This window comes from Candidatus Nitrospira salsa (assembly GCF_965152625.1).
Window position 1 is genome coordinate 211,912 of sequence record NZ_CBCUCO010000003.1, and the last position, 12,803, is coordinate 224,714.

9 protein-coding genes and 1 pseudogene are annotated in these 12,803 nt (G+C 48.0%); 2 read left to right on the top strand and 8 right to left on the bottom strand.

Features of this window, described 5'->3' with window-relative positions:
* Positions 1-5 precede the first annotated feature (5 nt).
* From ACWQXP_RS12430 to ACWQXP_RS12465, 8 genes and pseudogenes are all read right to left on the bottom strand, one after another.
* Positions 6-1,385, bottom strand: a complete 1,380-nt coding sequence (locus ACWQXP_RS12430) for an SAM-dependent methyltransferase (protein WP_454063193.1) — start codon at positions 1,383-1,385, stop codon at positions 6-8.
* Entirely contained in the window at positions 1,372-1,608 is a 237-nt protein-coding gene (locus tag ACWQXP_RS12435) for a hypothetical protein (protein WP_454063194.1), read from the bottom strand. The genes ACWQXP_RS12430 and ACWQXP_RS12435 overlap by 14 nt, the downstream gene beginning before the upstream one ends.
* Before the next feature lie 456 nt (positions 1,609-2,064).
* Positions 2,065-3,079 (bottom strand): annotated as a pseudogene (locus tag ACWQXP_RS12440) (IS30 family transposase).
* Between the two features lie 183 nt (positions 3,080-3,262).
* A complete protein-coding gene (ybgF, locus tag ACWQXP_RS12445; protein ID WP_454063195.1) occupies positions 3,263-4,708 on the bottom strand; it encodes a tol-pal system protein YbgF in 1,446 nt (481 codons plus the stop codon).
* Between the two features lie 52 nt (positions 4,709-4,760).
* Entirely contained in the window at positions 4,761-5,525 is a 765-nt protein-coding gene (locus tag ACWQXP_RS12450; protein ID WP_454063196.1) for an OmpA family protein, read from the bottom strand.
* A 531-nt stretch (positions 5,526-6,056) separates the two neighbouring features.
* Positions 6,057-8,054, bottom strand: coding sequence for a diguanylate cyclase domain-containing protein (locus ACWQXP_RS12455; RefSeq protein ID WP_454063197.1), 1,998 nt, complete (start codon positions 8,052-8,054; stop codon positions 6,057-6,059).
* 163 nt (positions 8,055-8,217) lie between these two features.
* Positions 8,218-8,964: a nucleotidyltransferase family protein gene (locus ACWQXP_RS12460; RefSeq protein ID WP_454063198.1), complete on the bottom strand. Its 747-nt coding sequence runs from the start codon at positions 8,962-8,964 to the stop codon at positions 8,218-8,220.
* 19 nt (positions 8,965-8,983) lie between these two features.
* On the bottom strand, positions 8,984-10,096 hold the full coding sequence (locus ACWQXP_RS12465) for an aminoglycoside phosphotransferase family protein (RefSeq protein ID WP_454063199.1): 1,113 nt from the start codon (positions 10,094-10,096) through the stop codon (positions 8,984-8,986).
* A gap of 376 nt (positions 10,097-10,472) precedes the next feature.
* Between ACWQXP_RS12465 and ACWQXP_RS12470 the strand changes: the two genes are divergently transcribed.
* A complete protein-coding gene (locus ACWQXP_RS12470) occupies positions 10,473-10,670 on the top strand; it encodes a hypothetical protein (RefSeq protein WP_454063200.1) in 198 nt (65 codons plus the stop codon).
* A 212-nt stretch (positions 10,671-10,882) separates the two neighbouring features.
* Positions 10,883-12,751 carry a glycoside hydrolase family 15 protein gene (locus ACWQXP_RS12475; protein WP_454063201.1) on the top strand — a complete coding sequence of 623 codons (1,869 nt, stop codon included), beginning with the start codon at positions 10,883-10,885 and terminating at the stop codon, positions 12,749-12,751.
* Positions 12,752-12,803 lie beyond the last annotated feature (52 nt).

A 12,803-nucleotide genomic window follows, 5' to 3' on the forward strand; every position in this document is an offset into this window, starting at 1 on the left:
ATCGATTACAATTTTCGCATGACGTACAACAGTCGTAGAGAGTGACCAATCGGTATTGATTGTTCAATATGAAAGAATCTCTGAAAAGATTCTTCAAACTGACTCTTCGTATAGCCATGAAAAATGTCGCGACGACTCGAAAGCAATCGCCTCACTTGAGAATCGTCCTTTGGAACAAACTCAATGATGAGCGTTTCACACAGGTTGCTCAAGAGTTCAGCAATTTTTTCAAATGGGACATTATTGGCTATCGCCAGGTGATGAATCAGTGCCAACGCCAAGATCACATCGGCGGGTCCTCGCTCGACAAAAGATTGACGTTCGTGATGAGCCCATCCAATTGCAGAACTGGGGTTTGCCAAGTCCATCATCAATGGCAATATTATCTTTTCCCCTCGTTGAACACAGGCTTGATAGTGCTGTTCTGAACTAAGCGGATCACTTTCAAACGAAATGGTATGAATACCTTTTTCTGCGGCTAATTGACTGAAACGGCCCGTATTGGCCCCGAGATCCCACATGGTCCCCGGCTTAAGTTCATCTAAGATACACCCCACCAATACGATTTTTTCCGTCATATCGTTTCCTGCATACGAATGCTCATCGTAATACGAAGACCAACACGATTTCTCTTCCTGATACTGCAACTGATTAATCGTAGAATACAAACTGTCAATGAGTCCTAAGAAGGCATTGCGAGTCACTGGTCGGGAACAATCTGCAATATTGGCAGAAGCAAAACGTTTCTGACTGTTAGCGTGAAGATGAATATGCGAAAGTACCCCAAAGCGAAACCGTGAACTCCATGGAAGTAAGGAACTCGTTAAGTCTAATGGAATGCCATCGAGATGAATTTGCAGGAATTGGTTGAGTCGAATATCCCGATAACTCATGAGAGCAAGAGGTGCGAGGAAGTGTTGGCAGAACTGTCCATATGCAACCCACGGAAGGCCTTGCGTATATGATTCAAAAGAAAGGCTATCAATAAAAATAGGGGAACCTTTCCAATATTGAATATTATAGGCACTCGCATCCTTGAGTATCATGCCATGCCGGAACGCACAACGTAGAATTTCAAGCGTGAGAAGCGCAGCGTGTTTCAATTGAGAAAAACACCACTCATATGGATAGGAGATGAAGGGTATTGATTCTGGTTTCAGAATTTTATACGCGTCAGAATCGAAGAAAAATTCATCAGAGACATCCTGATGCGGAATCAGCAAATTCTCGTTAACAAGAGAATCATACAGCCCAGATTGAATCAATTGATCATAGTGGTCTTGATAGACTCTATTCACTTGACGATAGAGGGCACCCTCACGAAAGAACAAAAAACCACTTGGGTCTCGAAAGGAACTCGTAACGGGTGTATCAATCGTTCTCATGTTTTTGGGAATCACTCTGGGCGAAAAACCTGGAAAAGTAGACCCGAATATTTCGCCACATCATTTTCAGGGCAAACATTGAGCCTAATAAACCAGCCATTAACATTTGAAAAAGATAGCTTCCTGTACCAGGATCAATATACGCAAATGCATGACTGGACATGATGAGTTGGAATAACTGCATGAGCATCACCAGGCTCATAAAGAGTTTCAATTCTTTCATGGTATTTTTCCTTCCCTAATAATATGCCATTCACGGATACTGTCCTGTACAGCGATCTACTTCCAATATCCAGCAAGAATGCTGCAAGTACACAAACATGACGCAGTAAACTGCACTTATATCAAAGCTTGAAAATGACGCATTCTTCACCTATGAGGTCAATTCTTTTTCGGTTCAAAATGGAAAGTCTTGAACTCTACATTTTGAAATTGATTGAGAATTTGGCTGTGACAGTCGCATTTTCACAAGAAGGGTGACTTCGACAGGGTTCTTTGATCTTATTGAACGCCTTACACCTAGCATGCGCTGCCTGGGAGATTGTAGCCAATCAATTCCAGGCTTTGATCGGAAATACATAACGAGAGATAAAGACTCTCTATGTTATAACGTTGTTACGAAGAAAGTGGGGGAAGCAAGTTTCGTGAATGAGGAGATAAATCTTTTAACAGGGCGGTTTCAAGGTCCAAGTGCAACGGATGACTCATGACGGCATTGGGTAAAGACCTCAAGCGGCGTGGCATAGGCCAGGCCTTTTCTCGGGCGCGGATTCAACCGCCGCGCGATTGTGTTCAGATCTCGTTGGGTCTAGAGAGACAAGTCCGTGCCCTTGGGCTGCTACTGCCGCAAAAGTCCATTCGTGTGCTCATTGGTCCCGCGTTGCCACGGGCTATGCGGATCAGCAAAGTATACGTGGAGACGCAGGCGCTGCGCGAGTTGCTCATGCTCCGTCATTTCTTTGCCTCGATCATACGTCAACGTTTTGCGCAGCGCGGCGGGGATGATTCGGAGTTTCTTCGTAAACCCGTCACAAGCACTCTGGGCATCGGTGCCTGCCAGGCGGGCCAAGATGACCAAACGCGAGGTCCGTTCCACCAGGGTGCCGACAGCCGAGCCATTGCGGGCTCCCTTGATGAGAGCCCCTTCCCAGTGCCCGGGGACCATACGAGTGGCGACTTCTGGGGGCCGTTCAGAAATGAGCGTCATCTTGGGCATTGGGCCTCGACGATCTGGTCCGCGCGCCCGAGGCCGACGAGTTTGGTGAGCCTGGCGCAGCGTGGCCAACAGTTCACGGCGCACCGTGCCACGGGGAAGTACAGACAAGCTGGCATAGATCGTCTCCGGCGAAAGCCGTTTGTCCATGTCGGTAGGATATTCCCGCGGGAGCCGACCGGCAATCTGTTCGGGGGAAATGGCCGTGACGTAGTTGGGGTTGCACATACCGCCACAGCCAAGACTGCAGGAGTTTCCGTGGGCGTCGAGCTTGCCGACTTCGGTCGGTGGCCAGAGTCTGGGCCGGACAGGCTCGATAGGAAAGGTCCGACAGCGTATTGCGGGCACACTCACAACTCAGCGTTCTCGGCGTTCGCCTCAAGACGGTGGCTAGGGTGCGCAGGGACTGGTCTTGAGCGAGCCCCAGGCTCAAGGTCTCACGTTCTTCGAAACTCACGTGCGTATACGTGTTCTTGCTCAAGGCAACAACTTAGCCCAATTTGGCCGGAAGTGTTGCACTTGGAGTTAAAATTTAAGCAGGTAAAAAATGGAATGATTCAACTAGAGAAGACAGTAAACACGATAAACAGGAAACAACGAGCAAACCTATGTAAACAGACACGAGGAAGTCTCTCTATTGACTTTCAGGAGGTGAAACCGTGAATCAGGAAGCTCCGTTTCGAGGCCGATTCACTTCAGTCAGTCTGGCATAGGCTTTCGACGCGGCACGACTTTTGGGGTAGGTGCGGACGAGTTGACGAAACATTGAACGTGCGGCTTTGTCATCATGAAGACCTAAATGAGAATACCCGATTTTCAATAACGCGGCGGGCACCTTTTCACTCGTCGGATACCTGCTCATGACCCGTTCAAACTCTCGAATAGCTTGGCCGTACTGCCGTTGTCCATAATAACATTCACCCAACCAGTACTGAGCATTTGAGGCGAGGGAAGATCGAGGGTACTCCTGAAGAAACTGGCGGAATCCCTGATAAGCTCCAGGCAAATCACCGGCTTGCAATCTTTCATAGTGTTGCCGATAGATTGCCACTTCACGATCGGTTGGTGTTGCGTTCTGCTGAACTTGTCGAGGCAACGATTGGCGCGGGGCAACCTTTGAACGATCCAGCATTGCTAGTGACGCTTGAGTCGAGCTTTGCTCAAAGAGCCGATCTCGTGCCTGCACAGAGGCCGAGGGTTGATCCAGAGCGACTTCATCATGTTGAGGAGGTGAAAGACTGGCAAGTGACTTCCGAAGATCTTGAGTTGGAGTTGAGCTTGTGGTGCTGGAACGAGCTGCAGGACGCTCAGGACGTGAAGAAACATTCTCAGGCAGTGATCGATTCTGAACAACCTGAGCTAGTGTTCGTTCATGCTGATCAACTCGATCGGCAAGGGTTTGGCTCACCTGTTCGAATGCAGACACGACACTATCGACACTCTGCTTCATTTGCTGCCAATTTGCCTGCGCAAATTCGTTATTGCCATGCTGATCGCTCGCTAAACTGACCATCTGCGTATCGGCTTTGACTAATTTGGCTTCCTGATCGACAAGCGCTTGGCGAACCGTGTCCAACGCGTCTTTAAAGTCGACAAACGAGGTCTGAAACTCCGAAACTTTTTGAGCTTGCGAAGTCAGAACTTCGTTTTGCTGTTGAATTTGTTGTTTTAATTGTTCGACCTCGGAACGTAAATTTTCTTCACGCACCTGAGCCTCTCCTCGAGACTCCACGACCTCTTGGCCAAGTTGATCCACTTGCTTCGTGATCGATTGCAGGTGATGTTCGCTTTGATCAATCGCTCCGCGCACTTCAAATAAATCGCCATCTTTAATGGTCGTGACTTGATCCATCACTTCAGCACGCGCCACAAGCAGCTCCTGGATCTCGGCACGCTGCGTTTTAATAATTCCATTGGCTTCCTGAAGAGCCCGATTGGCATCCTCCACTGCTTGTTGCAGATCAACTTTACTCTTATCTAACTTTGTGATTCGGGCATCAAGATCACGCTTGATGCGAACCACATCTGCCTGCTGAGCGACGCATCCGCTGCTCAGTAAACAAGAAACAATGACCAATACGGCCGAACATGCCCTCTGAGTATTATTCACAAATCTACAAACCATTTCTCTAGCCGTACAATGATATTAAAGCGACAGAGGTTCAATCGATCCATTCATTCCTATCGGAATTCCACGGCCTGGCATCGGCAACCTTAACCCCAAGTAAAAAGTGAGCACGTCGATTTTGCTGAAAGCAGGACTCGGCACCTCCACGACACAAGGGATTATCTTTTCCATACGTCATGATCGTCAATTGTGAAGACGAGACCCCGAGGCTGGTTAAATATTTCTGCACTCGCAAGGCGCGCTTTTTCCCCAAAATATAATTGTAGGCTCGAGTACCTCGCTCATCGCAATGTCCTTCAATCGTCACAGCATTTGTCGGATTTGATCGTAAAATTTCAGCATTGTTCATCAAGGCCCGCTTGGCTTCATCAGTCAATTCCCAGCTATCTAATTCAAAAAAGACATCATTGAGCCCTGAACGGTCGGAGAGTAACTCGGCTTGCCGTCGTTGATTCCAATATTGTCTTGCAAGATCAGCTGGTGAAAGCGGTTTAATGTCCGCATCCTCTTCTTCCAACGACTCTTGAGAGAATAACTCGTTTAATGGAGAAAATTGGTTATGAGTTTTTTCTCCCGACTCGAAACCATCAACCCCGGCACCAGCAGAATTCCCATGTGACAATTCATCAAGAGAGGAAAGTCGCCCAGAATTTTCGTCCTGCATATTGTTCTTCTTGACCTTTTGACCATGGCCTGTTGCATGAGTTGAACGGTGACTGCACCCGCTTACCAACAAGATCATCGAAAGAAGTATGACAATGGTTACAAGTGATCGGTAGTACATGCCTAGTTGCTTCATGTCAGTCACGCTCCTTTCATTATTCTTCGCATAATGGATCGGTAAGAGATGTTTCGCACCAAATAAAATCGCACAAATTACCATGCATGCAATTACAAGACCAAGTAGATGGATAAGATAATTCTATCTTGTTCCAAATGGATTCTCCTTTAACCATGGCTAACTGACGACAAACTCATCACTCGGTCAACGGTCGCAAAAATTTGGGAGACCTCCCCAAAAAACACTTGCAGGCCAACAACATAATGTCACTCCAATCTCGTTTGACACAAAGATAACCACAGAGCAACTCGACGATGAATGAACGTCGGCATACTGTCTTGAGCAGGAATACTGACCAAAAAGTCTTTCTGAATCAAATCAGATGAAGGCCATGGGGTCGAAGCATTTATTCAACATCAGTGGTATTTCTCCAACGCACTCAAGATACACCACCACATATCGTCCTAAGGAAAACACACGAATTCTGGTTAGTAATCGCTCAGGGATGGTTGCTGGAAACGGATGTAGAGAGATAGGAGGCAGGAAGTTCTATGAGACATCAGGAACACACGACCGGGCACCGCCAGACGAAAAAGCCCATGCTTGCCCACCAAGCTCCTTCGCTTTATACATGGCTCGATCAGCTTGACGCAGAAGATCTTCAGGCTCCACCGCATCAACTGGAAACAGTGCGATACCGATACTCGTCCGGACCTGGATCATGTGATCATCAATGGAGATAGGGACGACGACGCAATCTAAAATTTTCTGTGCGACATGCTGGGCGTCATCGGCATGTTCAAGGTCTTGTAGAATCAAGGTAAATTCATCACCACTTAAGCGGGCAACAGTATCAGTGGCACGCACACAATGAGCCAATCGTTCGGCGACGGTTTTTAACAACTGATCACCCGCACGATGTCCATATTCATCATTGACGCGCTTAAAACAATCAAGGTCAATAAAAAACACCGCAAGTAGTCGTTGATGACGTCGGGCCTGAGCTAAGGCTTGTTCAAGACGGTCCTGAAACATCACTCGGTTCGGAAGATCCGTAAGCGGATCATGATAGACACGATGAATGATTTGCGTCTCGGCCTCTTTCCGGCTCGTAATATCCTGAAGAATCGCGACGATATTTGACACGTGTCCATCTTCATTCAAGAGCGGAGTCAGGACTTCTTCCACCGTATACTCTCTGCCATTCTTTCGAGTCGCGGTCGATTCGACCTTCCACGATTGTGCCGGCAATTCCTGTTTTGCGGCCCGTTTCAATAACAATCGAAACGGTTTGGATTGTGAGGACGGAAGGACCGTCCCGATGACTTCTGCGACTTCGTAGCCACTCATGCGGCAATACGCATCATTCACCCACTCAATACGTCCTGCTGGATTGGTAATGCAGACGGCATGCTCGGCAGAGTTCAACGCTTTACCCTGAAGACGCAAATGATCATAATTTTGGGAGACAAACATCGCTTTGCTGATATGCAAACCAAGTTGCTCCAACCAACTGACGATGCTAGGCTCAAATTCACCTGGATGATAAGAACAGATCGTTAAGACTCCCAACACCCGCCCATCGATTGACAATGGCACAACAATCTGTGAATGAAACCCCTGCGTACGAAGCCATTGCACACCTTGAAGGTCACTCGTATCGTCGCGTTTCAGCAATTGAGTGGTCTTCTGTTGGATCGCTTGATTCACGACACTCAGCAGCTCACCAGGATCATTTAATCGTTCAAGCCGTTGCAGGGACGTCACACACGAATTACCGTCATGAGCAAAGGAACACATCGAACCTTCAGCTTCCTTGGTCCCAATCCACACTAATGGATACCCAAAGGTCTCAACCAAGCGACGACAGAGAATGAATAACGCTTGCCGGACGGTCATGCCTGACAGGAGTAATTGGATCAGTTCATTAGAAAATTCTTGCGCGATGATCCCATGACGATGTTCGGTCACATCCCAGAGCAGCCAGTGCGCACCAACCAATTGTCCATCAGTATCTCGAAGAGCTGATAGCGTACAAACAACAGAACGGGGAGATTGCGAATACGGAAAAACCTGGAACTCTCCTTGCCAATTTTGCACATGGCCATTTAATGCTTGCAGACGTTGCAAAAGATTGGACCAGTTATCTTCACTCATCATGTTTGACAAGGAACGGCCAAGCAACTGTTGTTGCGTCAACTGAAACAGCCGAGCCGCCTGTTGATTAGCCATGTGAATGATGCCATCAGAGGAAGTAACAATATGGCTATCAGGAATACAATTTAAGATCTCTTGTACGGGTTGAGCAAACGACAGGGATGAGCCATTTGCTTGAAGATTGATTGGCTCATGGAACGGCAAATTCTGGCCGGATTCTGATGATTGAGGGATCTTTTCTAAGACCAATTCTAATTGATTACAGGCCAGAGTGAGGGATTCTTCTAGTGACGAATTTAATGGGACATCCTGAGACTCCAACGCCTGAAGAAGCCGCGAAAGCCTTGCTTTATATTTATCTAAGGAAGAAACCTGCATCTGAATACTCATATTACACTGGTAAATAACTCACGTCATTCTTGTCTATAGGCTGAGCGTTCCATTCCAAGTCAATCCCCTATTCGAACTATCCTCAAACACGTGCCATCGATTCATTTTTCGCATACGTCATTAAAACCTTATACGATTCAGGACTAAACATCTACCCGAGGCATCACCCAACCGCGCGAGAAGCCAAGGACAAACGCCCGGCATCGACATCTTGCTGAGCTTGTTCGTAACGTTGAGGAGTCCCAATATCAGACCAATAGCCGGAATGGAGATACCCCATAATCGTCGCTCCCCTTTGTAGCTCTGTGACATACGCATCGATAATGGATGAAGAGCGGCCAACCGGACAATGAGACAAAATACAAGGATTCAAGATATGGATTCCAGCAAACATGCGCTTGAGTATTTCGGAAGGATGATGGTGATCAGGTAGACCTTGTCCATTAATGCTTAACACATGATTATCGTTCGATGTTTCGACAACGCCCCACTGTTCGACGTGAGGATCATCTCGTAATACCATCGTGGCTCGGGCCTGGCTGGCGGAATGAACTCTCTGGACTTCACCGAGGTCGAGTTCAGTCAGCGTATCACCATTCAATACGAGAAAGTCTTCTCCTTGAAAAAAGGCCTCGGCCTTCCTCAGCCCCCCACCCGTCCCAAGAATCACTGGCTCTTGTGAGTAGGATAACTGCATTCCCCATTGAGCTCCACCACCCAACTCCTGCTGAATCATATGTCCCAAGTAATGGAGATTGATCATGACCTCATCAATGCCATACTGCCGAAGGAGGAAAAGGTTCCAGACAATGAGGGGAATTCCGCCAACGGGCAACAACGGTTTGGGCAGCGTGTTCGTGTACGGTCGTAACCGAGTACCCAACCCTGCTGCAAGGATCATTGCTTTCATAAACGTTGGCTATGATCGGTTATTGCCATTCCGGCACATGAGGGGAGAGATGGCTCAAAAGAGTACGCAATTCAGGGTATTTCGTCAGATTCTTCTGCACATATCCTAATGTGCGTGGGATATCTGCAAGAAATTTGGAGTTCTGCTTCACACGATCAATATAGACAAACCGACCTGCGGCCTTGAGATTACGTTGAATGCTTGTGTAGTCGAATAGTCGACGAAAGGCGACAGGATCTGTGAGCAACAACTCACCCTGTTTGGCACGCCCCACTCCTGCGCACATCCCCTGAACATAGCGATCAATCATCTGGTCAATCAGATGTTCCGGAAGTGCAATATAGGAATCTCGAAGCAAAGACGCTAAATCATAGGTCGCCGGCCCAAGCAAGGCATCCTGGAAGTCAATCACTCCCAATCGTTCTCCATCAACCATGAGATTGCGTGAATGATAATCACGATGCGTAAACACTCGAGGTTGCGCTACGAGGTACTCAGCCATGGTTTGAAACACATCACGTATCTGACGAGCCGCAGCATCGCCCAACGGCTTCCCCTGGCGAGCCTCGACACCATATTCCAGAAAATGTTCAAACTCCCACATCAACAACGGAACATCAAATGACCGTCCGAAGGCAAGACAGGAGGATTGCTCATGAGAAGAGGCACGAAGATGAATCTGCACCAAGGTATCTATCGCCTGACCATAGAGCTGTTCACGCCTAGCCGGATCTGCTGTTGAGCAGGCTTCAGTCAAAGTCAAATCGCCAAAATCCTCCAGGTACAATAACCCAGCCAGCTCATCAAAGTAGTATAAAGCCGGAACCACAATATCGAGTGATCGAAGAAAAGTCAGGACATTCAAAAAAGGAAGCTCGGTTAGGTCCTGAGTTGATCCGCTCACAGCTTCTTCCGACGCCTTAAACCCTTCCGGGTCGGCCAATTGCATGAGAATGAGAGAGTCGACCGGGGCCTCTGCCAGAGTCAGTCGATAATAACGGCGGTTGGATGCATCACCGGCTAACGGGTGACATTCAACAAACTGTGCGGAAAACGGAAGGTCTGCCTGAAGTGTCTTTTTCAGCAGATCATCATTCAATGCGGAGGGAGCTCGGAGGACATGACCCTTCATGGTACGGATTATACGGTCGATTGAAGGTTCTGTCACGGGTGAAGGCTTGAATTCACATATCCGGCATCATGCCATAAGAACCGACCATACAATCCACAGACCTATTTCTAGCAAAACGAAATAACTTCTTACCGAATGAATCCAGCTAACACGGCACGAGACGACACTTCCATAAGTGCAAATGTTCTTTGGAAACGGCTAGACAAAAAATAGGCTTGAAGGTTTAACTAACTGTCACATTTCAACCAAATCGTCGAGTTCTCTACTCGTCAAGAACCTTTCCCTTAGGTTTTTTTACAATTCTTCCGATACATTATGATAAGAGTAGGAATCGTACCCATTCCATTTAATTACTACTTCACGGAGGAGGTGGGTTATGGACATTGGAACAACGACACCTGTGAGTTTTCCGCAACATCGAACGACGACTGCCATCGGCGATCGTGATGCCGGGCAGAAGGGGGGATATTTTCGTCGCAAACCACGTGACAAAAAACCATCAACCCCTGAAAAATCAACAAAAACTCGTCAACCCGGCAAGGGCCCTCGACATACGATTGACATCCGAGTCTAGGAGAATTTGATGCTTCTTCATCATTGCCAGGACCCCACCCCTTGAACATTCGCCTGTCGAAGATAACACAAGCGAAAAAATGTACGAGGGGGGTAAAACCCAATATGCCCTAGTGGCCTCATTGCGACGCCTGAATATAGTGCTAAAAAAAATGAACCACACTATATATGGTATTTTGAAAATTTCACTGCTATAGTGAGCATCGATATATCATGGCTTACAAAAATATTGGCGACTACGGCATCATCGGAGATCTTCATACGATCGCACTCGTCGGTCTTGATGGCTCAATTGATTGGTGCTGCCTCCCGCATTTTGACTCTCCAAGTCTTTTTGGATCCATCCTTGACCACAAAGCTGGCGGACATTTCAAGATCGCTCCGGTGCAGGAAGGCAATACCCGCCAAATGTACCTGCCGGAAACCAATATCTTACTCACGCGATTCCTACAGGACGACGGCGTCGGAGAGCTCACCGATTTTATGCCGGTGGAATCAGACGAACCCGGGTACCGTCCAAGACGGCATCAAATCATCCGAATGGTGTCGGTTGTTCGCGGGAAAGTTCGATTCCGTTTGGAATGTGAGCCTGCGTTCAATTATGGCCGCGATACGCATACGGCAGAAATCGTTGGAAAAGGTGCCATCTTTCGAACAGCAACCAGCACCGTTGGACTCGTCAGCCCCATTCCCCTAAAAGTTCGAGAAGGAATGGCCTACAAAGAATTCGTGGTCAAGCAAGGCGAAAGCCTCACGTTTTTTCTCGAATTTGCTGAAAACAATGGGAAAACCGATTTACTGGCGAATCCCGAAACTGGAGATGAAGCTTTTCAAAATACATCGGCGTTTTGGCAACGATGGCTAGGACAGTGTCAATATGACGGCCGTTGGCGTGAAATGGTGCATCGTTCCGCGCTTACGCTCAAACTCCTCACCTACGCCCCAACCGGAGCCATCGTCGCCGCCCCGACCACAAGTCTTCCTGAACACATTGGCGGCCCACGTAATTGGGACTACCGATATACCTGGATACGCGATGCCGCCTTTTCACTCTACGGCTTGCTTCGTCTGGGATTCACGGTTGAAGCCGCTCGGTTTATGGATTGGCTCAACGCACGCTGCCATGAACTCAATCCAGACGGCTCCCTCCAACTTGTTTATGGAATTGATGGACGACGGGATCTCGCTGAAGAAGAACTGACGCACCTTGATGGACATCGCGGTTCACGTCCGGTCCGTATCGGCAATGCCGCAGCCAGTCAGCTTCAGCTAGATATTTACGGCACGATCATGGATGCCGTGTATCTTTATAATAAACACGGCTCTCCCATCTCGTATGATTTATGGGTCAATCTCTGTCGTTTGTTAGACTACGTTTGTGAAAACTGGGAACAGCCTGATGAAGGCATCTGGGAAGTGCGTGGCGGACGTAAACATTTCGTCTATTCAAAAGTCATGTGCTGGGTTGCCCTTGATCGAGGAATTCGCCTTGCCGATAGTCGAGGCTATCCAGGGAATCGGGCCCGATGGATGGCGGAACGCGATCGCATCTACACCGATGTCATGGAGAAAGGCTGGAATCCTAAAGTCGGGGCGTTTGTGCAGTCATATGGTAGTGAAGCCCTCGATGCGTCCAACCTCATCATGCCGCTCGTCTTCTTCGTCTCACCAACAGACCCGCGTATGCTTTCAACGATTGATCGAACGTTAGAACAACTGGCTCTTGGAAGTCTCGTCTATCGATATGAAGTTGGAAAAGCCGCGTCTGACGGACTTGAAGGCGAAGAAGGCACTTTCAGCTTATGTACCTTTTGGCTGGTTGAAGCCTTGACGAGAGCCGGTCGACTCACCGAAGCGCGCCTTATTTTCGAAAAAATGTTAAGCTATACGAATCATCTCCGTCTGTATGCTGAAGAGGTTTCCCACACAGGAGAACAACTGGGGAATTTCCCTCAAGCATTTACGCATTTTGGTCTGATTACGGCGGCGTCAAATCTTGATCTGGCATTGAATTCTCGAAAAGGCACCCATACCGTTGTACGGCGAAGCCGGTCATCTGCTCGAACCACCCGTAACAGATAACTGGCTCACCAGGCACACAATTACAGAAACGAAGACCGGCTCTACTATTCCA